Annotated in this window: 24 protein-coding genes and 1 tRNA gene; 10 read left to right on the top strand and 15 right to left on the bottom strand. The window is 62.9% G+C overall.

The window, feature by feature from the left end; all coding sequences use genetic code 11:
- The first annotated feature begins 96 nt into the window (after positions 1–96).
- Positions 97–1,212: an alanine dehydrogenase gene (ald, locus tag AC4PTT_RS08675; RefSeq protein WP_206543786.1), complete on the top strand. Its 1,116-nt coding sequence runs from the start codon at positions 97–99 to the stop codon at positions 1,210–1,212.
- A gap of 93 nt (positions 1,213–1,305) precedes the next feature.
- On the opposite strand, the gene AC4PTT_RS08670 is transcribed toward ald, so the two are convergent.
- The 5 genes from AC4PTT_RS08670 to AC4PTT_RS08650 all read right to left on the bottom strand — a co-directional run bounded on the left by AC4PTT_RS08670 (position 1,306) and on the right by AC4PTT_RS08650 (position 5,176).
- Positions 1,306–1,779: a DUF1203 domain-containing protein gene (locus AC4PTT_RS08670; RefSeq protein WP_206543787.1), complete on the bottom strand. Its 474-nt coding sequence runs from the start codon at positions 1,777–1,779 to the stop codon at positions 1,306–1,308.
- Between the two features lie 83 nt (positions 1,780–1,862).
- Complete coding sequence (locus AC4PTT_RS08665; RefSeq protein WP_206543788.1) at positions 1,863–2,420, bottom strand: OmpA family protein; 558 nt, start codon at positions 2,418–2,420, stop codon at positions 1,863–1,865.
- A gap of 114 nt (positions 2,421–2,534) precedes the next feature.
- Complete coding sequence (sseA, locus tag AC4PTT_RS08660) at positions 2,535–3,386, bottom strand: 3-mercaptopyruvate sulfurtransferase (protein ID WP_113155502.1); 852 nt, start codon at positions 3,384–3,386, stop codon at positions 2,535–2,537.
- A gap of 15 nt (positions 3,387–3,401) precedes the next feature.
- Complete coding sequence (locus AC4PTT_RS08655; RefSeq protein WP_210344138.1) at positions 3,402–4,142, bottom strand: alanyl-tRNA editing protein; 741 nt, start codon at positions 4,140–4,142, stop codon at positions 3,402–3,404.
- Complete coding sequence (locus AC4PTT_RS08650) at positions 4,142–5,176, bottom strand: cysteine synthase A (protein WP_206543790.1); 1,035 nt, start codon at positions 5,174–5,176, stop codon at positions 4,142–4,144. The genes AC4PTT_RS08655 and AC4PTT_RS08650 overlap by 1 nt, the downstream gene beginning before the upstream one ends.
- A 228-nt stretch (positions 5,177–5,404) precedes the next feature.
- On the opposite strand from AC4PTT_RS08650, the gene AC4PTT_RS08645 reads away from it, so the two are divergent.
- Complete coding sequence (locus tag AC4PTT_RS08645; RefSeq protein ID WP_492162514.1) at positions 5,405–6,232, top strand: SDR family NAD(P)-dependent oxidoreductase; 828 nt, start codon at positions 5,405–5,407, stop codon at positions 6,230–6,232.
- A 6-nt stretch (positions 6,233–6,238) separates the two neighbouring features.
- On the opposite strand, the gene AC4PTT_RS08640 is transcribed toward AC4PTT_RS08645, so the two are convergent.
- The 4 genes from AC4PTT_RS08640 to ilvA form a co-directional block, all read right to left on the bottom strand.
- Positions 6,239–7,450: an MFS transporter gene (locus AC4PTT_RS08640; protein WP_492162513.1), complete on the bottom strand. Its 1,212-nt coding sequence runs from the start codon at positions 7,448–7,450 to the stop codon at positions 6,239–6,241.
- 134 nt (positions 7,451–7,584) lie between these two features.
- Positions 7,585–8,955, bottom strand: a complete 1,371-nt coding sequence (locus AC4PTT_RS08635; RefSeq protein WP_206543793.1) for a DEAD/DEAH box helicase — start codon at positions 8,953–8,955, stop codon at positions 7,585–7,587.
- Between the two features lie 279 nt (positions 8,956–9,234).
- On the bottom strand, positions 9,235–9,771 hold the full coding sequence (locus tag AC4PTT_RS08630) for a DUF1697 domain-containing protein (RefSeq protein WP_475084517.1): 537 nt from the start codon (positions 9,769–9,771) through the stop codon (positions 9,235–9,237).
- 9 nt (positions 9,772–9,780) lie between these two features.
- Positions 9,781–11,067, bottom strand: coding sequence for a threonine ammonia-lyase IlvA (gene ilvA, locus AC4PTT_RS08625; RefSeq protein ID WP_113155509.1), 1,287 nt, complete (start codon positions 11,065–11,067; stop codon positions 9,781–9,783).
- 133 nt (positions 11,068–11,200) lie between these two features.
- Between ilvA and AC4PTT_RS08620 the strand changes: the two genes are divergently transcribed.
- Together AC4PTT_RS08620 and AC4PTT_RS08615 are read left to right on the top strand one after the other, a co-directional pair.
- Positions 11,201–12,658 carry a TrkH family potassium uptake protein gene (locus AC4PTT_RS08620; RefSeq protein WP_206543796.1) on the top strand — a complete coding sequence of 486 codons (1,458 nt, stop codon included), beginning with the start codon at positions 11,201–11,203 and terminating at the stop codon, positions 12,656–12,658.
- Between the two features lie 80 nt (positions 12,659–12,738).
- A complete protein-coding gene (locus AC4PTT_RS08615) occupies positions 12,739–13,935 on the top strand; it encodes an alpha/beta hydrolase (RefSeq protein WP_492162512.1) in 1,197 nt (398 codons plus the stop codon).
- Positions 13,936–14,035: 100 nt separating this feature from the next.
- Here AC4PTT_RS08615 and ade read toward each other — a convergent pair whose 3' ends face one another.
- From ade to AC4PTT_RS08600, 3 genes are all read right to left on the bottom strand, one after another.
- On the bottom strand, positions 14,036–15,853 hold the full coding sequence (gene ade, locus AC4PTT_RS08610) for an adenine deaminase (RefSeq protein ID WP_492162511.1): 1,818 nt from the start codon (positions 15,851–15,853) through the stop codon (positions 14,036–14,038).
- A 145-nt stretch (positions 15,854–15,998) separates the two neighbouring features.
- Complete coding sequence (locus AC4PTT_RS08605) at positions 15,999–16,601, bottom strand: TetR/AcrR family transcriptional regulator (protein ID WP_113155513.1); 603 nt, start codon at positions 16,599–16,601, stop codon at positions 15,999–16,001.
- A 545-nt stretch (positions 16,602–17,146) separates the two neighbouring features.
- Positions 17,147–18,121, bottom strand: a complete 975-nt coding sequence (locus AC4PTT_RS08600; RefSeq protein WP_492162510.1) for a DMT family transporter — start codon at positions 18,119–18,121, stop codon at positions 17,147–17,149.
- Positions 18,122–18,240: 119 nt separating this feature from the next.
- On the opposite strand from AC4PTT_RS08600, the gene AC4PTT_RS08595 reads away from it, so the two are divergent.
- Both AC4PTT_RS08595 and recQ read left to right on the top strand, forming a co-directional pair.
- Complete coding sequence (locus AC4PTT_RS08595) at positions 18,241–19,137, top strand: LysR family transcriptional regulator (RefSeq protein ID WP_492162509.1); 897 nt, start codon at positions 18,241–18,243, stop codon at positions 19,135–19,137.
- A 92-nt stretch (positions 19,138–19,229) separates the two neighbouring features.
- Positions 19,230–21,032, top strand: a complete 1,803-nt coding sequence (gene recQ / locus AC4PTT_RS08590) for a DNA helicase RecQ (protein ID WP_492162508.1) — start codon at positions 19,230–19,232, stop codon at positions 21,030–21,032.
- A 47-nt stretch (positions 21,033–21,079) separates the two neighbouring features.
- On the opposite strand, the gene hdhA is transcribed toward recQ, so the two are convergent.
- From hdhA to AC4PTT_RS08575, 3 genes are all read right to left on the bottom strand, one after another.
- The gene (gene hdhA, locus AC4PTT_RS08585; RefSeq protein ID WP_206554580.1) at positions 21,080–21,847 is read right to left on the bottom strand and encodes a 7-alpha-hydroxysteroid dehydrogenase; all 768 of its coding nucleotides are present in this window, start codon (positions 21,845–21,847) and stop codon (positions 21,080–21,082) included.
- 117 nt (positions 21,848–21,964) lie between these two features.
- Positions 21,965–22,540 (bottom strand): GNAT family N-acetyltransferase, encoded by a 576-nt coding sequence (locus tag AC4PTT_RS08580; protein WP_492162507.1) that lies wholly within the window; start codon positions 22,538–22,540, stop codon positions 21,965–21,967.
- Positions 22,541–22,808: 268 nt separating this feature from the next.
- Positions 22,809–22,894: transfer RNA gene (locus AC4PTT_RS08575), tRNA-Leu, on the bottom strand.
- Positions 22,895–23,112: 218 nt separating this feature from the next.
- Here AC4PTT_RS08575 and AC4PTT_RS08570 point away from each other — a divergent pair.
- From AC4PTT_RS08570 to bluB, 4 genes are all read left to right on the top strand, one after another.
- On the top strand, positions 23,113–23,865 hold the full coding sequence (locus tag AC4PTT_RS08570) for a competence/damage-inducible protein A (protein ID WP_492162506.1): 753 nt from the start codon (positions 23,113–23,115) through the stop codon (positions 23,863–23,865).
- A gap of 76 nt (positions 23,866–23,941) precedes the next feature.
- Positions 23,942–24,784 (top strand): universal stress protein, encoded by an 843-nt coding sequence (locus AC4PTT_RS08565; protein WP_113156351.1) that lies wholly within the window; start codon positions 23,942–23,944, stop codon positions 24,782–24,784.
- A gap of 146 nt (positions 24,785–24,930) precedes the next feature.
- A complete protein-coding gene (gpt, locus tag AC4PTT_RS08560; RefSeq protein ID WP_113155520.1) occupies positions 24,931–25,428 on the top strand; it encodes a xanthine phosphoribosyltransferase in 498 nt (165 codons plus the stop codon).
- Between the two features lie 53 nt (positions 25,429–25,481).
- Positions 25,482–26,183 (top strand): 5,6-dimethylbenzimidazole synthase, encoded by a 702-nt coding sequence (gene bluB, locus AC4PTT_RS08555; RefSeq protein WP_206554577.1) that lies wholly within the window; start codon positions 25,482–25,484, stop codon positions 26,181–26,183.
- Positions 26,184–26,407: the final 224 nt, after the last annotated feature.

Below are 26,407 nucleotides of genomic sequence, written 5' to 3'. Positions count from 1 at the left end.
CCGGATACTGCAAACGAGTTCGCAAAGACGTTCGGTCTTTTTTGTGGTCTCATCGATTGAGCCAGAAAATTCGCACACATGTTGGAGGAGACAAGGATGCGTGTCGGCTGTCCGAAAGAAATAAAGAATCACGAATATCGCGTCGGCCTTACGCCGGGGTCCGTACGCGAATATGTGGCGCATGGGCACGATGTGCTCGTGGAAACCGGCGCAGGCGCAGGCATCGGCGCCGATGACAACGCCTACCGCGCCGCTGGCGCAACCATCGCCAAAACCGCTGAAGACGTCTTCGCCAAATCCGACATGATCGTGAAGGTCAAGGAACCGCAGCCCTCGGAATGGGTCCAGCTGCGCGAAGACCAGATCCTCTACACCTATCTCCACCTTGCGCCCGATCCGGAGCAGACACGCGGCCTGATCGCATCCGGCGTCACCGCCATCGCCTATGAAACAGTGACCGACGCGCGCGGCGGCCTGCCCCTGCTCGCCCCCATGTCCGAGGTTGCCGGGCGTCTCGCCATTCAGGCCGGCGCAACCGCGCTTCAGAAGGCCAATGGCGGCCGCGGCGTGCTGCTTGGCGGCGTGCCCGGCGTGCTGCCCGGAAAGGTCGCCATCATCGGCGGCGGCGTGGTCGGCCTAAACGCCGCCAAGATGGCCGTCGGCCTCGGCGCGGATGTCACCATCATCGACCGCTCGCTCCCGCGTCTGCGCGAGCTGGACGACATCTTCAATGGCCGCGTCCATACGCGCTACTCCACCGTCGAGGCGCTCGAGGAAGAATGCTTCTCGTCCGACGTTGTGGTCGGCGCAGTGCTCATCCCCGGCGCAGCCGCGCCCAAGCTCGTCAGCCGTGAAATGTTGTCGGGCATGAAACAGGGCGCCGTGCTTGTCGACGTTGCCATCGATCAGGGCGGCTGTTTCGAGACCTCGCACGCCACCACCCATTCCGACCCCACCTATGAGGTGGACGGCATCATTCATTACTGCGTGGCGAACATGCCGGGCGCGGTTCCCGTCACCTCCGCCCATGCACTGAACAATGCCACGCTGCATTACGGGCTCCAGCTAGCCGACAAGGGCCTCAAGGCGCTCGTCGACGATCAGAACCTGCGCAACGGTCTCAACGTCCACAAGGGGCGGATCACCAATCAGGCTGTCGCCGACGCACTGGGCTACGAGATGGCCGAAGCCCGCTCCGTGCTCGCGGCCTGAGCCCGGCAAGACTTTAGCCCGGCAAGACTTTCCTCCTAAACTTGCCCGCCGGAAACGGCGGGCATTTTTTCGTCTGATCCCCAGAACCACACTTCAGGCGCGTTCAATGCGCGCCTGATAACAATTGTACTTTGCCGAGCGCACATGCAGATAAGCGATGTCATCGCGCTGCAGAAGTTCATGCGCCCGGGTGCAGATATGCTGCTGCGGAACAACGTCACCCGTCCCGTAGACGATGCGGTCATCATCTCCGTAGCCGCGCAGAAGCCATTGCGTTCCAGCCCGCAGAAGGTCGGGCATCACATCGCTCTCCTGCGCCCGCTCACAGTCCTCCGCACACAGAAAGACCGGTCCCGTCTCGGCATAGGGCTGCAGATCGGGAAACGGCCTGTAGGCCAGAATGAGATAGGGTTTTCCTTCGGGAACGGTGCGCAGGCAATGGCGGCAGGGAACCCCGCTGCCCGTGGAAATCCGCCGTTCCGGCCTCCGCCCATAGGCATCGGGCACACCATTGCGATACGCCCGCGCAACGTCGCTGTCCATGGCGACAAATCTGATCAAGCCCATCATTGCTCTCCTTCAAGGGTGTTGGAGAGCAATGTGCCGGGCGAGACCGGGGCTTCCCACCCGATTCCCGCCAAATGCGCCTGTCAGCGCAGGAAATCGTCGATGCGCCGCAGGGTCACACGCCGGTTGCGCCAGTTCTCCTGGCGTGTCGGCACCAGCAGGAACTCCTCGCCATAGCCCACCGTTTCCAGCATGCGCGAGGGCACGCGGAACTCACGCACCAGAACCCGCCTCAGCGAATTGGCCCGGCGCTCCGAAAGCTGCTGATTGTAGGCGAACGACCCGACCGCATCCGTGTGGCCTTCAAGCAGCACAACCGTTCCCGGCCTGCGACGACGCAGGCGATGCAGGGCGTCTGCAATCTCTTCCACCTTGCGGAACTGCGAATAGGGTATCTCGGCTGAATCGAAGCCGAAATTGATGGCCTGAATGTCGATGGATGGCGCGCGCCGGCGCAGCTCCGGTCGCCGCTTCAGCTCCCGCACCGTCACACGGTCCTGCGGGCGCACGCGCTGCGCGGGCGCGGCTTCGAGACTGCGCTGGATGCGAGAGGCCGAAGGCATCTGGGATTGCGCCATGGCAGCGCCCGGCATCAATGCGGCGGCAATGGCCGCTCCCAGCATCTGGCGACGGTTCAGCATGGAGGATTCCTTTCAAAGACATGCGTCATCATTGCGCACATCTTCATCGAACCCCGCTGAATTTGCGATGAACATCCCGTTGCGAAACGTTCAGCCGCTTCACATCCCGGATCGTCAGGCCTCTCCGGTCTCCACCGGCGTGTCTGCGCGTCCGCCCCACTCGCTCCACGAACCATCATAGAGCCGGTGGTCGGAATGGCCGACCGTTTCGAGCGCCAGCGAGATAACAGCCGCCGTCACACCCGATCCGCAGGAAGTCACCACGGGCCGCGAAAGATCGACGCCCGCCCCTTCGAAAAGCGCGCGCAGCTCGTCCGGTGGCAACAGGCGTCCATCCCGCGAAAGTGCGGAGGCGGGCACATTGCGCGCGCCGGGCATGTGGCCCGACCGCATGCCTGCACGCGGTTCCGGCTCTGCACCGGTAAAGCGGCCTGCCGGACGCGCATCGGCGATCTGCGCCGTCGCATCCTCCACCAGTTGAAGCATCGCCTCAAGGCTCGCCACCCGCTCTTCGTCCAGCTTGGCGTTGAACACCGCCGGAGCCGTCTGGACCGGCTTGTCCGTGAGGGGCCGTCCCTCGGCGCGCCAGCCATCGAGCCCGCCATCCAGCAGAAGCACATTCTTTGCGCCCATCACGCGGAACATCCACCAGACGCGCGGCGCGGAGAAAAGACCCGGCCCGTCATACACGACGATGGTGTCGTCTTCGGAAATCCCCATGGCGCTCACATGGCGCTGGAAGGTCGCGGCATCCGGCAGCGCATGCGGCAGGTCCGTTTCGGGATGCACCACAGCGTCCTGATCGAAGAACACAGCGCCGGGAATGCGCCCCGCCTCATGTTCGGCACGCCCATCCCTGCCATGCGCCGGCAGATACCAGGACGCATCCACGATGGAGAGGCCCGGCGTCTCCAGTCGTTCTTCCAGCCATGACGGCGATACCGTGAAGCGGCTTTTCTCGCTCATTTTCTTCTCTCAGTCTCAGTTTGCTGGAATTGGTCCGAAGCGCAGGCGGAAACGACGGTTTTCGCGCCCTTTCTTCTCGATCTTGCCGATATGGATTTCGCCCACTTCCGACGTGCGGGCCACATGCGTGCCGCCACAGGGCTGGCTGTCGACCGACGCCTCGTCGCCAATGCACACGAGCCGGATGCGCCCTGCCCCCTGCGGCGGACGCACATTCTTCGACTTCACCAGATCCGGATTGGCTGCAAGCTCCTCCTCGCTGATCCAGCGGGTGAAAACCGGATGATCTCCGTTCACCAGCTCCATCAGGCGGGCGGTCACGTCTTCCTTGGTGACGCTCGCATCGGGTAAATCGAAATCGACGCGCGAATCCGTCTCGCTCACCGATGCCCCGGTGATCGGGAAAGGGCAGACCACGCTCAGAAGATGACAGGCCGTGTGCATGCGCATCAGCCGGAACCGCCGGTCCCAGTCAATGGCGAGCTGCAGCGTCTCGCCTACTTCCGGCAGGGCCTGTTCGGCGGCCGGCACGTGAATGATCTCGTCCTTGGTCTCGCCCGTCACCGTCGCCGCCACATGGATCAGCGATCCATCCTCGCGCGTGAACCTGCCGGTATCGCCCGGCTGCCCGCCGGACGTGGCGTAAAACATCGTCCGGTCGAGCAGAATGCCCCCACGGTCATTGATGCCCACCACCCGCGCTGCGCCATCGCGCAGATAGGCGTCTTCGCGGAAAAGCGTCTCGGTCTGCGCCATCACGCGACCTCCTCGAAAGGAATGTCGATTTCCGGCGCGCCTTCCATCCAGCCCGGTGCCGGCAGACCCTTTTCACGCAGGAACGCGGGATTGAAGAGCTTCGACTGGTAGCGCGTGCCATGGTCGCAGAGCACCGTCACGATGCGGTGTCCCGGCCCCAGTTCGCGCGCCAGACGCATTGCGCCCGCAATGTTGATGCCGGTCGAGCCGCCAAGGCAAAGCCCCTCCTCCTGCACCAGATCGAAGACGATGGGCAGCGCCTCTTCATCGGGAACCTGGAACGAGAAATCGGGCGTGAACCCTTCAAGATTGGCGGTGATGCGTCCCTGCCCGATGCCCTCCGTGATGGAGGTGCCTTCGGACTTCAGCTCGCCCTGCGTGTAATAGCTGTAGAGCGCGGCCCCCATCGGGTCGGCAAGCGCCACTTTCACGTCCCGGTTCCGGCCGCGCAGGCCATCGGCCACGCCGGCCAGCGTCCCACCGGTTCCAACGGCAGAGACAAAGCCATCCACCTTGCCGCCGGTCTGCTCCCAGATCTCGGCAGCCGTCGTGTGGATGTGGCCATCGCGGTTCGCCACATTGTCGAACTGGTTCGCCCAGATCGCGCCGTTCGGCTCGGTCCTGGCAAGCTGCGCTGCAAGCCTGCCCGAAACCTTCACATAGTTGTTCGGGTTCTTGTAGGGCACCGCCGGAACCTCGATCAGTTCCGCGCCAAGCACCCGCAGCGCATCCTTCTTTTCCTGGCTCTGCGTGTCGGGGATCACGATCACGGTGCGATAGCCAAGCGCCTTGGCAACCAGCGTCAGCCCGATGCCGGTGTTGCCGGCCGTACCCTCCACGATCACGCCGCCCGGCTTCAGAAGCCCGCGCTTTTCCGCGTCGCGAATGATGAACAGTCCGGCCCGGTCCTTCACCGACTGGCCCGGGTTCATGAACTCGGCCTTGCCGTAAATCTCGCAGCCCGTCTCCTCCGAGGCCCGCTTAAGGCGGATCAGCGGCGTGTTTCCGATGGCGTCCACAACCGAGTGCTTCATGTCGTCCTCTTTGAATTTTTGCGGAGGTTAAGAAGCCCGTTCCTGCCTTGCAAGGAGGGATTTTTTACAAGACGCCGAAAGCACGCAAAGCTATCGCGTTTTGTAATTGCTTCACGAACGAACAAATTCCGACAATAAGTTGAGGTTTTTCAGCGATTTCTAGCCCTGATACGCTTTTCAATCCATCACCCGCCCGTTAAGTCTTGCCTGCGAGAAAGAGGGGATGGGATGGCGCTTTATCGGGCCAGTCCAAATGATGGCATTGCGTGGGTCACCGGTGCGAGCACCGGGATCGGCCGTGCGCTTGCGATTCATCTTGCCCGCAATGGCTACACGGTCGCCGCCACGGCGCGCGCCGAAGACGGTCTCGCTTCCATCACCGATGAGGTGGAAAACCTGAAAGGCCGCATCTTCGTCTTTCCGTGCGATGTGATGGACGAAGCCGGCATGGAGCGGACCGTCGCCAATATCGAGAAGTCTCTCGGCCCCATCGTGCTCGCCGTCTTCAACGCCGGCACCTATCTGCCGGTTCGCGGCGACCGGCTGGAGACGACCAATTTCGTCCGCAGCTACCAGATCAATGTTTTTGGCACGCTGAACGGGCTCGTTCCCCTGTCGGACCGCATGCGCGACCGTGGTTTCGGGCAGATCGTGGTGATGGGATCGGTCACGTCCTTCTTCGGCATGCCGTCTGCCTCGGCCTATGGCTCCACCAAGGCCGCCCTCAACAATCTCATTGAGGGGCTGCGCTTCGATTTCGAGAAGCTGAACATCCGCACGCAGATCATCAATCCGGGCTTTGTCGCCACGCCACTCACCGACAAGACCAGCTTTTCGATGCCGGCGCTTCTCACCGCGCCGGATGCCGCGCGCCGCATCGCCAATGGCATCAGCCGGGGCGGCTACGAAATCACCTTCCCCAAGCGGCTTGTCTGGCCGCTGAAATTTCTGCGCATGTTCCCCAAGCCCGTGGTCTTCTTCGTCATGTACCGCCTGACAGGCTGGAACAAGCGCTCGCTCGGCCCCCGCAAAAAGCGCCGCAGGGCCGCTGGCTGATCCCGATCAGGCCCGCGCCCGCTCCACTTCCGGCGGCGCATCCCTGCATGCCAGATAGATCGCCAGCGAAAGCGCAATCAGCACCGCATAAAAGATGAACAGCGTCTGGTAGGCCGCCACCGGGTCACCCGGCACGACCGATGCCGCCACAACGCCACCGGTCAAAAACTGCATTACGCCCGCGCCGCCGACGGAGAAGAAGTTGAGCAGCGTCACGCCGCGCCCCGTCAGATGCGCTGGCACAAAGGCCCGCCCATGCGCCATCAGAAGGCCATAGCTCGCGCCACACACGCCGATCACCACGAACATGACCGTCGTGATGAAGATCGTCGAAACCGGCATGAAGGCAAGCAGCACGATTGCCATGAGCCCGATCACATTGCCCCCGACCGCAACCCATTTCCGGGTTTTGAAGAACACATCCAGCGGCCCGTAGACGAAACTGCCCGCCGACATGGCAAGCGCCATGAACAGCGTCACCTGACCGATCAAGAGCGCATCGGCGTTGTAGACATCGGCCAGATAGGGCCCGGCCCAGAGCCCGCGTATGCCGGCCGCCGGTGCATAATTGAGCGCAGTCAGCGGCAGGATCGGCCACAGGACGCGCAGCTTCAAGAGTTCCGCATAACCACGAAAGCCAAAGCCCGCTTCACGCGCAGCCTGTGTGTCGGTCTCCGGATCGCGCACCAGAAACTGGATGGCGATGCCGGTCAGAATGGTGAAGCCCCCCAGCCCCGCCATCACACCGCGCCAGCCAAAGGCTTCAGCGGCAGCAGCCATCGGCGCAGACCCCACCACATTGCCCATCGTGCCAAAGGCGATCAGCCAGGAGATCAAAATGGTCAGGCGCGCCGGCGAGAAGGTTTTTGCGAAAATGAAAACGGAGGCCATCAGCACGGCGGAGCAGCCAGCGCCGTTGAGCACCATGGCGAAAATGATTGCCCACGGCCCCGGCGCAATTGCGAAGAGCAGCGCGCCACCGCCGCCGCAAACCGCCAGCAAAAACGCCGCCGTGCGGCGCGGGCCGTAACGGTCGAGCGAAACGCCGACCACGAATTGCATGAGCGCGAAAGACACAAACCATGCGCCCGACGCCATGGAAAGCTGGGCTTTGGTGGCGCCCAGCTCGCTGGTCAGTGCAGGTGTGAGAACGGCCAGAAACGACCGGTAGAATTGCGACAGGACGTATCCTATCGCCAGTGCCGCAAGACCGGCCATGCTTTCGCTGCTCCCTCCTCCGTCTGGCTAAACCGCCAGATGTTTCTGGCCTAGCCGAACGATGCCGGAGGGACAATTGGGCCAGACCGGCCTATCGGCCGATCAGCCCTTTTGAAGAAGCCCGAATGCCGGGCTTATGCCGCGTGCGCGCCGGGCCGTTTGCCGCGGGTGCGGCGACGGCGACGGACCGGCTTGTCGCCTTCGGACTGACGCTGCTCGCCCTGCTGCGCCTGCGGCTTCGCACCGTGACGCGGCTTTGGCTTGCGGTTGTCGCCGGCCTTGGCAGGCTTCTGCGCATTGCGGCGCTCACCGCCATTGTTGGCAGGCGCGGGGCGCGGTGCCGGGTCAGGCTCCGACGTGTGGTCCGCCACCAGCGGAAGGCGCATGCGGATGATCTTCTCCACGGCCTTCAGCTTGTCAGCCTCGGCTGGATCACACAGCGTAACCGCCTCGCCGGATGCGCCGTTGCGGCCGGTGCGGCCAATGCGGTGCACATAGCTTTCCGGCTGGTCGGGAAGGTCGAAATTCACCACATGGCTGATGCCCGGAACGTCGATGCCGCGCGCGGCAATGTCGGTCGCCACGAGAATGCGCACCGATCCGTCACGGAAGCCGTTCAGCGCGCGCTGGCGCGCATTCTGCGACTTGTTGCCGTGGATCACCGCCGCTTCGAAACCGTCACGGCCGAGATCGCGGGTCACGCGGTCCGCGCCATGCTTGGTACGGGCGAAGATGATCACCGAGCGCATGGCTTCGTCGGCCAGCATGTCGGAGAGGATTTTGCGCTTCTGCTTGGTGCGCGCCATCACCAGCCGCTGGGTGATCTCGCCTGCCGTGGTGGATTCCTTGGCAATCTCCACCCGCAGCGGATTGTTGAGCAGGCTTTCGGAGAGCTTTTCCACTTCCTTGGGCATGGTGGCGGAGAAAAGCGCCGTCTGCCGTTCGGAATGCGTGGCGCGCGCAATGCGGCGCACATCGTTGATGAAGCCCATATCCAGCATGCGGTCGGCTTCGTCCAGAACCAGCCAGCGCGTTTCCGACAGCGAAAGCTCGCCCGAACGCACGATGTCGGTCAGACGGCCCGGCGTCGCCACCAGAACGTCGACCCCCTGTGCGAGACGACGAACCTGGCTGTTGCGCGAAACACCGCCCAGCACCAGCGCCGTGGAGAGATGGGCGTGGCGGGAGAGTTCACGCACCACATCATCAATCTGAACGGCCAGTTCGCGCGTCGGGCACAGGATCAGCGCCCGCGCCGTCTTCGGCTTGCGCTTGGTGCCAAGCGCGATGATCTGCGAGAGGATCGGCAGCGAAAAGGCTGCCGTCTTGCCCGAGCCCGTCTGGGCAATGCCCAGAACGTCGCGTTTCTCGAGCATGGCCGGAATGGCCTTTTCCTGAATTGGCTTGGGCGTTACGAACCCCACCCCTTCGGCCGCCTTCAACAGGTTGCCGGAAATTCCAAGATCAGCGAAACCGATCTGTTTCGCATTGTTGTCATTGGTCACTATGCAATCTTTCCTATGCCGGCGTCCGATGACGCCGCAATGATACGTGGCAGGGCGCAACCTGCCGAATAAATGTTTGAATGAACGACGTGACGAGGGGGTCTCACCCACACGGCTGCGCTGTCGCGCCGGCTTTGCCGGCTTGAGCCTCACCCTTGGGTAAAGGCTTCAGACGCAACCAGTCTTTGAAGAAAGCCAGCATAACCAGCCCATGCGTCTGCGCGTCATATGGGGCATTGGCGGCAAAAGTGCAAACGCTATTTTGTGCACCGCAGTATCTCACTCGTCTCTGGCAAGTTTCGCCAGCGCCAGCATACTCCGCCAGTTGCGCCCCGTCATCGACAGTTTCAGCGTCGGCTCCATTTTCGGCACGAAGCGCGACTGCCCCATGCCGTCGGGCGTGTGGAGATAGAGCGTGCGCCCGCTGACGCGAACCTCTTCCGTGCCGGTGATCTTCGCCTGAAGCGCTGCCACATCCGCTGCCGCCGGCTCCCGCTCCAATGCATAGACATGCACCCTGGTCGGCTCGTCAGCAGCCTGCGGAAACGGATTTGCGGCAATCATCGCATTCCAGTCATCAAGACTGCGCACCATGATCGCCTTGTCGAATCCCATCTTCACACGCACCAGATCGGCCACCTTTGCTCGCACCGCCTCTTCCCCGGACGGAGCGGTCAAAACCGCATTGCCGCTGTTGATGTAGGTCGCCACATCCTGAAAGCCGCCCTCGCCCAGCACCGCGCGCAGCTCCTTCACGGGAAGCTGCGTCGCGCCGCCAACGCCGCGAAAGAGAACGATGTATCGGGTCGCGGCCATGTTCCGTCCTCAGATGATCAGCCCGGCAATCGTGTCATTGTTGGTGATGTCCTGATAGGCCCAGCCGGCCGCGTCGAAACGTTCGGTCAGAACATCGAAATTATCCCGGTTCTTGGTCTCGATCCCGATCAGGACAGAGCCGAAATTGCGCGCCGACTTCTTCAGATACTCAAAGCGCGTGATGTCATCCTCCGGCCCCAGAAGGTCGAGGAAGTCACGCAGCGCGCCCGGCCGCTGCGGAAAGCGGAAGATGAAATACTTCTTCAGTTCCTCGTAACGCAGCGCCCGCTCCTTCACATCCGGCAGGCGCTCGAAATCAAAATTTCCGCCCGACACGACGGCGATCACCGTGCGCCCTTTGAGAACCTCCGGCGAGAAGTCCTTCAGCGTGTCAATCGCCAGCGCGCCCGCCGGCTCCAGCACCACACCCTCGATGTTCAGCATCTCGATCATGGTCGCGCAGAGCCGGTTCTCCGGCACCAGATGCACGGCCTCCGCATCGAATGTCTTCAGATGCGAGAACGGGGTTGCGCCGATCTCGGCCACCGCCGCGCCATCGACGAAATTGTCTACCCGGTCGAGCCGCACCGGCCGGTCCTGAACCAGCGCCTGCTGCAGGCTGGCCGCCCCTTCGGGCTCCGCAAAGGCGAAAGCGCCCGCCTGTCCCGCAGTCCTCAGATAACGCGTCACACCGGAGGCAAGTCCGCCACCGCCCACGGGCAGAATGACGAGGCTGTCATCCATCCGCACGCCGTCAAACGCCTTGATCTGCTCGGCGATCTCGCGGCCAACCGTCGCCTGCCCCTCGATGATGTCGGGATGATCGAAAGGCGGCACCATCGCGCCGCCGCTCTCCTCGGCAAAATCCAGCGCCGCGCGAAGGCAGTCGTCAAAGAAATCGCCGATCAGGCGGATTTCCACGAACTCGCCGCCGAAGATGCGGGTCTTGTCGATCTTCTGCTGCGGCGTCGTCACCGGCATGAAGACCACGCCCTTGCAGCCAAAATGCCGGCAGACATAGGCAAAGCCCTGCGCGTGATTGCCTGCCGATGCGCAAACGAAGGTGCGCTCCGGCCCGCCCTCGGCCATCGCCTTGCGGAAGAAGTTGAAAGCACCGCGGATCTTGTAGGAACGGACCGGCGTCAGATCCTCGCGCTTCAGGAAAACCCGCGCCCCGGTCTTCTTCGACAGATAGTCGTTCTCCTGAAGCGGCGTTGCAGCAAACAGTGACCGCAGGGCCTCTTCAGCCTCCGCGACAGCCTCAACGAAGTCGGTCTCGTTCGTTCCTGCACTCATGCGTCTCTTGCCTATCCAGTCCGTGTGTCCTACGGGCTATTGCATATCAGGGCGCGTGACGCCACTCTCGCGCCAGGGAGGGGACCGTTTCCCGGATACAGACGCTTATACCGAGCAGCCTGAGGTTCACCACTTGCAGTATCTCGCCGTCCGCGCCGCGCTCCACATTGCGGCGGTTTTTGCCATCTATCTCGCGGCTGCCATGCTCATACCGGCGGCGGTCGATCTTTATTACGGCAATGACGACTGGCGTGTCTTCGCCTTCTCCGCGCTGTTCACCGGCGGGCTCGCCATCGGCGTTTCGCTCGCCACCCAGGGCCGCCCGCCCGTCATTTCCTCCCGTTTCGGCTTTCTGGTCGTCAACCTTCTGTGGATGACCGCCTGCATCGTGGGCGCCGTGCCCCTGCTCGCCTCCTCGGTGGAATTCAGCGTTACCGACGCCTTCTTCGAATCCGTCTCGGGCGTCACCGCGACAGGCGCGACCGTCATTGTCGGCCTGGATGGCATGCCGCCGGGCCTGCTTCTGTGGCGCTCCATCCTGCAGTGGATCGGCGGCCTCGGCGTGATCGCGCTCGGCCTGTTCGTCCTGCCGTTCCTGAATGTCGGTGGCGTTTCCTATTTCCGCATCGAATCCTCGGACATCGCAGACCGCCCCTTCGACCGTTTCTCCACGTTCGGGCTCGGCCTTGTCAGCATCTATGCGCTTTTGACGCTCGCCTGCACCATCGCCTATGCGGCAGCGGGCATGCGCGCCTTCGACGCCGTCAATCACGCGCTCACCACCATCGCCACTGCCGGCTTCTCCACCCATGACTCCTCCATGGGCTTCTATGCCGACAACCCAGCCATCCTGTGGATCAGCACCTTCTTCATGTTCGTGGCGGCGCTGCCCTTCTCCATCCTCATTCTGTTTGCCCTGCGCGGCAGGCTCGATGCGCTTCGTGATCCGCAGATCCGTGTCTTTGCCGGATATGTGGTCGTGTTCGTGCTGGCGGTGGCCATCTATCTGCGCATCGTCCACGACCACACTTTCTTCGCCGCACTCACCCATTCGGCGTTCAACTTCGTGTCGATCATCACGACCACCGGCTATGCCAGCTCGGATTATTCACAGTGGGGCGCGTTCGCAGTCGCGGCCGCCTTCGTCGCCATGTTTCTCGGCGGCTGTTCCGGCTCCACGACAGGCGGCATCAAGGCCTATCGCTTCCTGATCCTGTTCAAGCTGATGGCCAATGGTCTGCGCCGCTTCGTCTATCCAAACACCGTCGTCACCGTGCGCTATGGCGACCGCACAGTGGATGACGACCTGCAGCGCGCGGTTGTTCTCTATATTTCGGCCTTCTTCGTCATCTGGGCCGTCATCATTCTCATTCTCGCGGCCACCGGGCTCGATTTCGTCACCGCCATCTCCGCCGCCCTCACCGGCCTCACCAATGTCGGCCCCGGTCTCGGCCAGGTGGTCGGCCCCGCCGGAAGCTTTGCACCCCTGCCGGATCTGGCCAAATGGGTCGTCGCTTTCGCAATGCTCATGGGACGGCTCGAAATTCTCGCCGTGCTCGTCATCTTCGCACCGGTTTTCTGGGAGAAGTGACCTCCACAAGACGTCGCTTTCCCGCTAAGGATAGCGACGTCGAACCTTCCGATCCTCAGGGCAAGCAAAGACCGTATCCAATGCCGTTTCGCAAGCTTCAGCGCCCGTTCGCGTTTTTGTTCATCCTGATGGTGGTCATGGGCTGCGCCAACCAGAAGCCCTCCCGACTGATCGCGCAAACCAAGGCGCCAGCGCGCACCGATCAGATCGAAGCCACGCACGAGATTTTCATCGCCACCAACCGCGCTGCCGCCGAGGAACCGGGTGAACTCTTCTCCGGTCGCCGCCTTGCGCACCAGGGCGCGCCAAAAGCAGCCTTCGCCCATGTCGACGTGTCCATCCCCAAGGTGCACGAAACCGGCAAGCTGGAGCTTTCGCCCAATCCCGATGTGGCCGATCCGGCGCGTTATTTCACGGCGCAAAAGGCGGTCCTCTATCCGGATGCCAGCGATTTCGAGGCGGCCCTGAAGAAAAGCATCGCCACCCATGACGGTCGCGCGCTCGTCTTCATCCACGGCTACAACACCGGCTTCGACGACGCGGTCTATCGCGCAGCCCAGATCTTCAACGATGCCGATTACAGCGGCACGCCGATCATGTTTTCCTGGCCATCCGCAGGCCGCATGCTCGATTATGTCTACGATCAGAACAGCGCCACCACCGCCCGCGATGCGCTGGAAGAAACGCTCCGCCTGGTGGTTCGCGCCGGCGCAAAACGCATCGATATCGTTGCCCATTCCATGGGTAGCTGGGTCACGATGGAAGCCCTGCGCCAGCTCGCCATTTCCGGAGACCGGGATCTGGGCGGACGTCTCGCCGACGTGGTTCTCGCCTCTCCCGATCTCGACATCGATGTCTTCAAGTCTCAGATGCGTCGCTATGGCGTGCCGAAAAAGACCTTCCTCATCCTGACATCGCAGAACGACCGCGCTCTTACACTGTCCGGTTTCATCGCCGGCAATCAGCCCCGGCTAGGCGACTACAGCGACGCCAAGGAGCTGACCAATCTCGGCGTGGTCGTGGTCGATGTGACCAAAGTGTCTTCAGGCGACTGGCTCAACCACACCAAATTTGCCGAAAACCCGATCCTTGTCCGCCTTCTGGGCGAACGCCTTTCCAGCGAAGGCAATCTGAACGCCAGAGATCACGACGCCGTTGCCGGCAAACTGGAAACGCTGGTGCGCGGTCTCGGCCAAACTGTCGGCACTGCCGCCGATATCGTCATCACCACACCGCTCACGGTCATCGATTTGGCCACAGGTCCGGTCCGGCGTTAAGAACGAACACGGAAGCGCGTAAAATCAAGAGATTAGACGCGCTTCCAGACTCAAGACGAGAAGCATTTAAAGGGCATTCATCGCGAAATGACGCGCCCTTTCAAAGGAACAGATCGACCTTCTGGAAGCTCGTCACGTCGATGAGGCCGGTATCGGAAATCCTGAGTTCCGGGATCACCACCAGCGCCAGAAGCGAGTGCTGCATATAGGCGTTGTTCAGTGTGCAGCCCATGTCGCGCATGGCGTCGGTCAGCTTCGCCGCCTTCTGCGCCACCACTTCCGCCCGCTCATCCGACATCAGCCCGGCAATCGGCATCTGCACCAGCGCCAGCTCGCGCCCCTTCGAGAACAGCACGACGCCGCCGCCCACTTCGCCAAGACGGTTGGCGGCTTTGGCCATGTCATCCTTGTTGGTGCCGACCACGATCATGTGGTGTGAATCATGCGCCACCGTCGAGGCCATGGCGCAGTCCTGCATGTAGCCGAAGCCCGAAACGAAACCGTTCGTCACATTGCCCGTGCCGCGATGCCGCTCCACCAGCGCGATCTGACAGACATCATTGCGCCGGTCCATGGCGACGATGCCATCCTCGACGCCAAGCTCCGCCTCCAGCGCCCGCGTCGGCGCCTGGTTCTCGATCACGCCGATCACCCGCGCCCGCACATGGTTTGCGCCCTCGGGCGCAGCAATGTCGAAATCCTGCGCCGCAAGGCTTTTGCCAAGCCGCACCGTGCTCTTGGCCTTTGCGGGATAATCATGGGCCGGAATATCCGCCTCCAGACGCCCGCCGCGCGCCAGCCTCACGCCCCTTGCAAAAACGTCATCGATCACGAGTTCCGCCAGATCCGAAACGATCAGGAAATCCGCCCGCCGTCCGGGCGCGATGGAACCCAGCTCCCGCTCCAGCCGGAAATGCTCTGCCGTGTTGATCGTCGCCATCTGGATCGCAGTCACCGGCTTCAGACCCTGCGCGATGGCGTGGCGCACCACGCGGTCCATATGGCCGTCATTCACCAGCGTTCCCGAATGGCTGTCATCGGTGCACAGAATGAAATTGCGCGGATCGAGCCCCTGCTCCGTCACCGCCTTGATCTGGCTTGCTACGTCATACCAGGCAGAGCCCAGCCGCAGCATGGCCTTCATGCCCTGACGCACCCGCGCAATCGCGTCCTCGGCGCGCGTGCCCTCATGGTCGTCTTCCGGCCCGCCGGCCACATAGCCATGGAACGGCAGTCCCAGATCGGGCGAGGCATAATGTCCGCCCACGGTCTTGCCCGCCGCCACGGTGGCCGCAATTGCGCCCGTCATGGTGGCGTCATTGGCCGCAACGCCCGGAAAATTCATCACCTCGCCAAGCCCGATAATGTTCGGCCAGCCCATCGCCTCGGCCACGTCCTCGGCGGTGAGTTCGGCCCCGGCATTCTCCAGACCCGGCGCGGAAGGCACGCAGGAGGGCATCTGCACAAACACGTTGATCGCCTGCGCCATCGCCTCGTCATGCATCAGCCGCACGCCGTCGAGGCCCAGCACATTGGCGATCTCATGGGGATCGATGAACATGGAGGTGGTGCCATGCGGGATCACGGCGCGGCAGAATTCCGTCACCGTCACCATGCCGCTTTCCACATGCATGTGCGCGTCGCACAGGCCCGGCACCAGATAGCGCCCCATCGCGTCGACCACCTTGGTCTTCTCGCCGATGGCGTGGCTCGCGTCCGGCCCGCAATAGGCAAAGCGGCCTGCAACAATGGCAATGTCGGTTGCGGGGATCACCTCGCCCGAATGCACATTCACCCAGCGGCCATTGCGCACCACAAGATCCGCCTTCTGGCGCCCCATGGCCACATCCACCAGCTGCGGCGCGACCGTCTGCCAGGGTTTGAGATCGGTGGAAGGCACGGGCTTGGTGTCGGGCATGGATATCCTCCTGATGGAAAGCGCACTTTCGCAAACCCGCGCCGCGCGCGCCAGCCCTCACATCAATCAGTCAGCGGAAAGAATGGGGATTGCGTCACCGGGACCGTCATATGCCCATGGGGACGGCCTCGCTCTCGCCGAGCCCCTAACGCGCAATGGCGTCCCAGGCGGCAATGGCGCTGTCCACCACCCGCTCCAGCGCCGCGCATGAGGCCCCGTCGCGCGCCTGGATCGAAAGCCCGTGCAGAACGGTCACATAGAAAGCCGCGACCCGCGCCGGATCGGCGCTCTCGGGCACGTCGCCATCGCTGATCCCGCGCTCCACACGGCGGCGAAAACAGGCCTCGTTTTCACGGCGGTTTTCGGTCAGAAAGCGGCACACGGGGCTGTTTTCCGGCGCGCCGGCCAGCGCCGCCGTCACCACCATGCAGCCACGGGGATTGTCAGGCGCGGTGTAGCAGCGCGCATTCACACGCAGCGCCCGTTCGATTGATCCGCGCGCCGTATCACCTTTTTCCAGCGCCTCGCTCACCGGTGCGCTCTGTTCGCGCCCATACAGCTCGATCGCTTCGCGAAACAGCGTCTCCTTGCAACCGAACGCCGCATAAAGGCTGGGCTTGTTGATGCCCATGGCCTGCGACAGCTCGTTCATCGAAGCGCCCTCATAGCCGCACGACCAGAACACCCGCATCGCCTGATGCAGTGCTTCGTTCCTGTCAAATGCTCTGGGCCTGCCGCGTCCCGCCATCTCGAATACCTTTTGTACCAAGCCGTAAATAATTACGTCCGCTCGATATCTCAAGGCATGAGTCTGTTTCGACAGCCCGCGCCTTGCATCTCGCCTGCGCACGGGGCCGGATCATGACGCAGAAAACAGGCGCATTGCATGCAATCGCAGCGCTGCAGCGCATGCGGTCATCTGCGCTTTCGAACAAGGCTCACAATTGCCTTTGCCAGCAGCAGTGAAGAGAAAAACAGCACGAGCTGAGACGCGTTCATCCCGAGGACGTAATCATTTCCCGTAATCGTTGCTACAGCTGAAGTTATCACAATAAGCGCAACCAAAATGATGTCGTGCACAGATCGGACTCCGGGTTTTCATGAAGCGCACATGCCCCGACCGAAGTCTTTTCACCTACGTCCACGAATGCGATTTCAAATAATTATTCAAATAAAAACAACACCATAAATGGATTTTGACCTCTGCTCCGCAGGATTGTCAATGATCCATCCGGGTTCCATCCGGTCCCCGCGCATTTCGCGTTGATGGCAAGGCGAGACCACCACACGCCATCACCCCGCCTGCCCGGCGGCTGCTCGCCCCGCAGCCCCGGCGCCCCGCCGCAACAGGATCACAATGGCGGCAATCACCATCACGCTGCCCGGCAGCCAGTGCCAGCCGATCAGGCCGGGCCGGGTCACGAACAGAACCAGCATGGAAACGAATGGCACCAGATAGCTGTAAGCGGTCACCGCGCCCGGCGTCAGAACACCGGTGCCCCGCTGCATGAGCCAGAAGGTCACGCCGCTCGAAAACACGCCCAGATAGGCAACCAGCAGGAAATCGCCGATCTGCATCCGCATAAGCCCGTCAATCGGCTCCAGAACGAGCCCCGCCGCCGCAATCAGAACGCCGCCGCCGGCAAGGCTCCAGAAGGTGCGCGCCGCAGCATCGCTCGACAGCATGTTGCGCGCCATCCCCCATTTGGAAAGCACGGGATAAAGCGCAGATGCGATGCAGCCGACGAAGAACAGCGCCTCGTTCCAGCCGAACTGCAACTGCGCGAGATCGCCACCCGTCTGCGCCATGGCAAGCGCCAGCGCCCCGAACGCGCCAAGTGCGAGAATGGCCAGAAGCCCGCCTGCCCCCGGCTCCACGCCAAGCACGCGCCCCAGCCCGTAGGCAATGAGCGGCATGGTCACGAACAGCGCCGACATGGAAAGCGCCGTCACCCGGTGCGCGGCCCAGAACATGATGCCGAAGAACCCCGCCAGACAAAGCCCCATCACCGCATAGAGCAGAAGGGCTGAAAGCCCCGGCCGCCAGTCCTCGCGCGCCCGCACCATCGGGGCCATGGCCAGCGCCGCAATGGCAAAGCGCAGCGCCGTCAGAAGCAGCGGCGGAAGACCATCGGACAAAAGCCCCACCGCCGGAAAGGAAGCCCCCACGATCAGCGCCCATAAAAGCATGCCCAGATGGGCCTGCATCGCGCTCTTTTCCCTGTCAGCCCTGTCAGCCCTGTCAACCATGTCAACCATGCCAGCCATCGGTGTTCCGCCTTCCACATTTCCTGCAAGCCCTGAACATGAAACCAAAGCTAGTTCATTGCGGATCGATTGATAATGTGCGACTTCGCTCAATAACCATTCACTCAGAGTGTTGAATAATGGACCGCTTCACCGCCCTGAACGTGTTCCGCACGGTCGTAGAGCTGGGCAGTTTCGCCGGGGCAGCGCGGCGGCTTCGCCTTTCGCCCGCCGCCGTCAGCAAGAACATCCGCGAGCTCGAAGCGCATCTTGCCGTCCGTCTCATCAACCGCACCACGCGCCGCATGAGCCTGACAGAAGCGGGCGCGCTCTACCACAGGCGCATCGCCGGCATTCTCGATGATCTGGAAGACGCCGACGCCACGCTCGGGCCGCTTCAGCAGGAGCCGCGCGGCCTGCTGCGCGTCAGCGCTCCCATGGCCACCAGCCTCGTCGCCCTTTCCCCGGCAATCCCGCGGTTTCTGGAACGCTACCCGGAAATCACGCTCGACCTCAGGCTGGATGACCGCCGCGTCAACATCGTCGAAGACGGGTTCGACCTCGCCATACGCGGCAGCGACCGGCTGGAAAACTCCAGCCTGATCGCCAGAAAGCTGCTGGTTCTCGATCACGTCCTGTGCTGCGCGCCAGCCTATCTCGAGCGTGCCGGGCCGCTTGAAACGCCCGAAGACCTGCGCCGCCACGAATGCGTGCAGTTCAGCCTGTCCGGCCATGCCGACGAATGGACCTTTCACAGGGCGTGCCGCAGTGTCACCGTGCCGGTCAACGGGCGCTACAAGGTCACGTCCAGCCTCGCCGTACGCGACGCGCTGCTTTCGGGCTTTGGCGTCAGCATGACCCCGCGTCTATACGTGCGCGAGCATCTTGCCGCCGGCGCGCTTGTCCCCCTCATCCCGGACTGGACGCCCATGGATACCACGCTTTACGCGATCTACCCCTCCGCCCGGCATGTGCAGGCCAAGGTGCGCGCCTTTCTGGATTTCCTCGTCGAAACGCTCAGTCCACAGGCGCATTGACGCGCACCGGGCCACAAGCCCGCCATCCTCTGCACCCGGCCCGCAAACCTGTTAAGAGGAAACAACCTTCCGATTCCCCTGACAGGCCTGCCGTGACCGCCGATCCCACGCATATCCTCAAGACCGTCTATGGATACGAGGCCTTTCGCGGCCGCCAGGCCGAGATCGTCGAACACGTCATTGCCGGCAACAATGCCTTCGTGCTCATGCCCACCGGCGGCGGCAAGTCGCTGTGCTACCAGATCCCCGCGCTCTGCCGGCCAGGCCTCGGCCTCATCATTTCGCCGCTCATCGCCCTCATGGCCGATCAGGTGGCGGCGCTGAAACAGGCTGGTGTCCGCGCAGCCGCGCTCAACTCCAACCTGCCGCTCGAAGCCCGTCAGGCCATCTGGCGCGCCATGGGCGACGGCTCGCTCGACATGCTCTATGTGTCGCCGGAAACCCTGCTGCGCCCCGCCGTCCTCGACCGGCTGAAGCAGGTAAACCTCTCGCTCATCGCCATTGACGAGGCACACTGTCTCTCGCAGTGGGGCCATGATTTCCGCCCCCATTACCGCCAGCTCGACGCGCTGGTCGAAGAGTTTCCCAACACGCCGCGCATGGCGCTGACCGCCACCGCCGACGCCCCCACCCGCGCCGAGATCATTGCGCATCTGGGCATTGATGAGCGCGACAGCTTCGTTGCCGGCTTCGACCGCCCGAACATCCGCTACGCCATCGAAGAAAAGGACAGCCCGCGCCGCCAGCTCGCGCGCTTTCTGGAAAAGCACAAGGATGAGAGCGGCATCGTCTATTGCCTCTCCAAGCGCAAGACCGACGAGACCGCCGAATGGCTCCGGTCGGAAGGCTACAACGCGCTTGCCTATCATGCCGGCATGGACCGCGAGGCGCGCGAGGCAAACCAGACCCGCTTCCAGCGCGAGGAAGCCGTGGTCATGGTCGCCACCATCGCCTTCGGCATGGGCATCGACAAGCCGGATGTGCGCTTTGTCGCGCATCTGGATCTGCCCGGCAGCATTGAGGCCTATTATCAGGAGACCGGCCGCGCCGGCCGCGACGGCCTGCCGTCGGAAGCCATGATGCTCTACGGCTTCGATGACATTGCGCTGCGCCGCCGTTTCATCGAAGAATCGGACGCATCCGACCAGCGCAAACGCATGGAGATGCAGAAGCTCGACGCGCTACTCGGCCTCGCCGAAACCGCCCAGTGCCGCCGTCAGGTCCTGCTCAACTATTTCGGCGACCATTGCGAGCCCTGCGGCAATTGCGATACCTGCGCCAATCCGCCCGAACGTTTCGATGGCTCCATCGCGGTGCAGAAGGCGCTTTCCTGCATCTACCGCACGGGCGAGCGTTTTGGTCAGGCCTACATCGTCTCCGTGCTTCTGGGGGCCGAAGACGAGCGCATCGCCCGCTTTGGCCACGACCAGATTTCCACCTATGGCATCGGCAAGGAATACGATCAGCGCGTCTGGCGCTCGGTCCTGCGCCAGATGGTGGCGCACGGCCTCGTGGATGTGGATTTCAGCGGCCATGGCGGCCTGTCCATCTCCGAGCGCGGCGCGCAGTTCCTGCGTGAAAAGCCCACGCTCATGCTGCGCGTTCCGCGTCCGGCGGCAAAGGGCAAGAGCCGGCGCTCTTCCGGCAGCGAGGCCGCCAGTGCGCTTGATCCCGAAGCCGCAGCCCTGTTCAAGGCGCTGCGCGAAAAGCGCATCGAGATCGCCCGCGAGCAGAACGTGCCGCCCTATGTCATCTTCCACGACCGCACGCTGATCGAGATGGCCTCCGCCCGCCCCGCCTCACGCCAGGCCATGGCCGGCATTTCCGGCATCGGCGAAGCCAAGCTCGACCGCTACGGCGAAGCCTTTCTGGATGTCATCGCAAATCACGACTGACAGAGCGGATCAATCCGGCGCGAAACCGTTGCGGGAGACAGGCCCGCTCAGTCCAGTTCCTGAACGCCGCCACCGGAAACGGTCAGAATCTGCCCGCTGACCCAGCTTGCCGCAGGTGAGCTCAGAAACAGCGCGGCATTCGCCATGTCGACCGGCTCGCCCAGCCGGTTGATCGGCGTATGCGCCAGCATCTTCTTCTCAATCTCGTCGTTCAGGACAGACTCCAGCGCTTCCGTGCGGGTTGCGCCCGGCGCTATGCCATTCACCCGAATGCCCCTGGGCCCGAGGTCGAAGGCGATGTTCCGGATCAAATGGTTCGTCGCGGCCTTGGACGCACCGTAGGACGCCATGCGCCTGTTCTTGTTTTCGCCGGCCATGGAGGTGATGGCGAGAATGGATCCACCGCCCGCCTTCTCCATTTCAGGCGCGGCAAGCTGCGCCAGCCGAAACAGCGAGAAGACGTTGAGATCGAACGCCCGGCGGAAATCCGACATCGGCATGTCGAATGGCTTGGGACCGCCACCGCCGGCATTTGAGACCAGAAGCGTCAGCTTTCCAAGCTGGCTCACCGTCTCGCTCACTGCGCGGGCAAGGTCATCTTCGCTGGTCACATCACAGGCGACACTCGCGGCCCTCGCCCCCGTCTTTCCGATGTCATCCGCAACCTGCCCGGCGCGCTCTGCATCAAGATCGGTCACCATCACCGAAGCGCCGGCGCCGGCAAATGCCTCGGCAATCGCGCGCCCTATCCCTGCGCCAGCGCCCGTAATCAGCGCGACCTGACCGTCCAGCCTGAAATTCTGCGGATCATACATTCAAAGCACTCCTTTTGAACAAGCCACGCCAGAGAACCTAGCCCTAAGCGTTGCATTGCCCAGTGCAATCTCATCACGGAAGTCTGTCGGATCGGAGTTTCCATCGCCCCCGGCTCGTCAAAGCTCTTTCGTCAAAAGCACCCAGTTCTGAATTTCGGTCTGCCAGCCATCGCTGACACAGCGCCGCCGCGCCTTTTCGGCGTATCCCACGCGCTCATAGAGCCTCCGGGCTCCGTGATTGTCATCGGAGACGATAACGCTCATGCGGGAGATGCCGCGATCCGCCGCAATCTTCTCAGCAAGGTTGAGCAAATGGGTTCCAATTCCCCGCCCCTGCGTTTCGGGAAAGCAGGCCAGCACATTGACGTACCAGCTGTTCAGGGCGAGGTTTTCGAGTTCCTGAAGCGGGTGAAAGAGCGCCGGCAATTCCGCGCCGATTGGCTCGGGCGTCGAACCGATTGCGTATCCCGTCAGGCTTGCGACCGCGCCCTCTCCAAAATCCACGACATAAATCTGGCCATCTCGCGCCTTTTCGGCCTGCCGCTCGCGCCCCACCTCCCACGGGTCCTGATCCGGCGCGGCCATCGTTGACCAGATGTGAAGCGGAAGCCCCTCGCCTGCAAGGTTCACGAGCCGAGCGAGCGGCAGGGCATCTCCCGCCTCGGCAATACGGGTAAAACGCTCAAGCTCCATGAAACGCCTCCCCCTCAAAAACCACGCATAAGGGTTGAGAGCCAATATAGCACTGCCTTGGAAACCTGTCTGTAAGGGCGCTCACGGGCATACAGATGGCGGTGTACCCTCTCGCGCCAGAAACCGATGTGGCAATCCTTCTTGGCCATGACAGGCATCGGGCGCGAATGCATCCCCGCCAGTGAAGACGGCAACCGCATTCTCGTCGGTAGAGAATCGCAAAGCTTCCCAAACGGAAAAGCTGCTGCTTGGTGTTGTTCAGAAACTCTGGTGCGGACGGCGGGAATCGAACCCGCAAGCCCCAGGGGCGGCAAATTTTAAGTCTGCTGCGTCTACCAGTTTCGCCACGTCCGCATCGCAACAACGACTAGCGGTAGAAATCCCGGCAATCAAGCGGGATACGCATGTTCTTCAGAAAATACGCATGTTCAGCCCCTGCGAAACAGGCCACCGCCCCGCTCCATCCACCGCCAACCCGCCGCCCGCCACGTTCCACCGCCCGCCACGTTCCACCATTGCCCTCCCAGGGGCGCGGGTCTATCTCTCCACACATCAACAGGGATCACACTGAGATGAGCGAACTCGTAACGGCCGCAATGGTTGTCATCGGCGACGAAATTCTTTCCGGCCGCACCAAGGACAGGAATATCGGCCATCTGGCCGACATGCTCACGGCCGTGGGCATCGATCTGAAGGAAGTGCGCATCGTCTCCGACGACGAGGCGGCAATCGTCGAGGCGGTGAATGCGCTGCGCGCGCGCAACACCTATGTGTTCACCACTGGCGGCATCGGCCCCACGCATGACGACATCACCGCCGATTCCATCGCCCGCGCCTTCGCTTGCCCCTGCAACTATGACGACAGGGCCTATTCCCTGCTCGAAAAGCACTATGCCAGCCGCGACATCGAATTCTCGGAGGCCCGCAAGCGCATGGCCCGCATGCCCGAGGGAGCCGAGCATATCGACAACCCCATCTCCATCGCCCCCGGCTTCCGCGTCGAAAACGTCTATGTGATGGCCGGCGTGCCGGCGATTTTCCAGGCGATGCTCGACAATGTGATCCCCACGCTCAAAACCGGCGCGAAACTCATCTCCGAAACCGTCCCCTCCAGCCTTCCCGAAGGCGCAATCGGCGGCCCGCTCGGCGAAATTCAGGCAGCCCATCCCGAAACCATCATCGGCTCCTATCCAAAGTATCAGGATGGTTCCTTCTGGACCGAAATTGTGGTTCGATCCCGTTCGAAAGCGGCGCTTGAGGAGGCAATTGTGGCCATCCGGTCCATGCTCGAAGATATCCCGCCCAGGCAGGTCGCAAAGGGTTGATCTGGCGCAAAACGGTTTGGCCGCAGATGCGCTAGAAAAGAAAAAGCGCACCGCATCGCAGCTCAAGGAGGCTGACATGAGCTACAAGACCATTCTCGCAATTTTGCAAAGCGAGGCTGACGCCCCGCGTGTCCTCGATCTGGCGCTGCCGCTTGCAGCCCGCCACGACAGTCATGTGATCGGCCTGCACGCCGAAGCGCTTCCCATGGTCATGGCCTCGCCCATGGGCGGCCCCGTGGTCGATCTCAGCATCGACATGCAGGAAGAGACGACCCGCCGTCACAAGGTCATCCGCCACCTGTTCGACGAACGCGCCCGCGTCGAGGGCGTGGCCAGTGAGTGGCGCGGCTTCGACAGCGTGTCGGGCGATTCGGCCGTCTCCGGCATCGAAAGCGCGCGCAGCGCAGATCTGGTGATCGCCCAGCAGACCGACCCGGACGCCACCGCCAGCATGGACGCCAATATCGAGGCCCTGCTTTTCGAGACCGGACGCCCCGTCCTCCTCGTGCCCTATATCCGCAAGGCCCGCGAGGCCGAGTTCAAGAAGATCCTGCTCGCCTGGAACGGCAGCCGGCAGGCAGCGCGTGCCGCCTTCGACGCCCTGCCCTTCATGAAGGAAGCCGACAGCGTGGAAGTGTTCTGTATCGACCCGCAGGATACGCCCCGCCGTGACGCATCCATGGCCGGCACGGCCATCGCCGCAGCCCTTGCACGCCACGGCATCGACGTCACGGTCAAGGTGGAGCAGTCGGGCGGCGTCTCCCATGGCGAGGTGCTCGACAATCGCATTTCCGACACCGGCGCGGATCTTCTCGTCATGGGCGCATTCGGGCGCTCGCGCCTGCGTGAATTCGTGTTCGGCGGAGCCACGCGCACCATCCTGCAAAGCATGACGGTGCCCACCTTCCTCGCCCACTGAGGCGGGCCACGCCCACAGCCCGCATCCAAACTGTTGGGAAAATGCGGGATGAACCGGATGCCGGGCTTGCGCTCGGCATCCCTTTCCGGCTAATTCACCGCGCATTCCAATCAGCAGCCGCGATGCGCCCATGGAGTGCGAAGCCGATGTCTCTTCCTGAAAAAGCCTTTCCCGTTTCCTGGGATCAGTTCCACCGTGACGCGCGCGCGCTCGCCTGGCGTCTGTCCGGCGTCAACGGCGAATGGAAAGCCATTGTCTGCATCACGCGCGGCGGCCTCGTGCCCGCAGCCGTCATTTCGCGCGAACTCGGCATCCGCCTCATCGAAACCGTGTGCGTCGCCTCCTATCACGACTACACGTCGCAGGGCGAACTGCGGGTGCTCAAGGAAATCAATCCCGAGCTCCTCAAGGATGAAGGCGAGAACGTCCTCATCGTCGACGACCTCACCGACACCGGCAAGACGGCAGCCATCGTGCGCGCCATGATGCCCAAGGCGCATTTCGCCACCGTCTATGCAAAGCCCAAGGGCCGTCCGCTTGTCGACACCTTCGTCACCGAAGTCTCGCAGGACACCTGGATCTACTTCCCCTGGGACATGGGCTTCTCCTACCAGAAACCCATCGCCGAAGGTCAGCCCGACTGATCGCAACGCGCAGCGCTGCCCTTCCCGGCCGCAGCACGCCCAGGAGCAACTTCATGTCGCGCAGCGACGACAGGCCCGAACCGACGGACGGTCTCACGTCCGGCGCGCCCTTTGACGTTGCCGGGCGTGACGCCGTCTATCGGGCCATCGCCACCCGCCGCGACGTGCGCGGCGAGTTTTTGCCCGACCCGATAGACGAGGCCGCGCTCGCCCGCATTCTGGACGCCGCCCATCGCGCGCCCTCGGTCGGCCTGTCGCAGCCCTGGGACTTCATTCTCATCCGCAGGCTGGAGACCCGCCAGCGGATCGCCGACATCTTCGCCGATGCCAACGCGCAGGCCGCAGAGCGCTTTCCTGCCGGGAAGCGGGATCAGTACCGCGCCCTGAAACTCGCCGGCATCACCTCGGCTCCCCTCAATATCTGCATCACCAGCGACCGCGAGCGTGGCGGGCCGGTCATTCTGGGCGCAACCCACATGGCCGACACCGACCTGTTCAGCACGGTCTGCGCCATCCAGAACCTGTGGCTTGCCGCCCGCGCCGAAGGCATTGGCGTCGGCTGGGTCAGCATCCTGCATGAAGACCGCGTCAAGGCGGTGCTCGGCATCCCCGAGCGCCTGCGCCTCGTTGGCTATCTGTGTGTCGGCCACGTCAAGGGCTTCTTCGACAGTCCCGAGCTTGAAAAGCGGGGCTGGAAGCGCCGTTCGCCACTCGCCTCCCATATCCATGAAGAAGGCTGGCGCGAAGACGGCTGAAGCGTGCAACGCTCGCCTTCATATCCGACAAGCGACGCATGATCATTGCGCCAACCTCTTGATTCTCTGCGTAAATTGATTATGTCTGCGATCAGGCTTTCCGCGCGCCCTGATTCGAGTCCGAAAGCTTGAGTGGCAATTGTTCCGCCACCCGGCGCGCAAATAAGCGTAGAAACAGTAACTTACAGGAAAAACATGAATCTGGGCGCGATGTGCCCGGTTGA

This window comes from Nitratireductor sp. WH36-1, from assembly GCF_058725515.1.
Note: the sequence above shows the minus strand (reverse complement) of the source record. Positions and strands in the feature narration are given on the sequence as shown.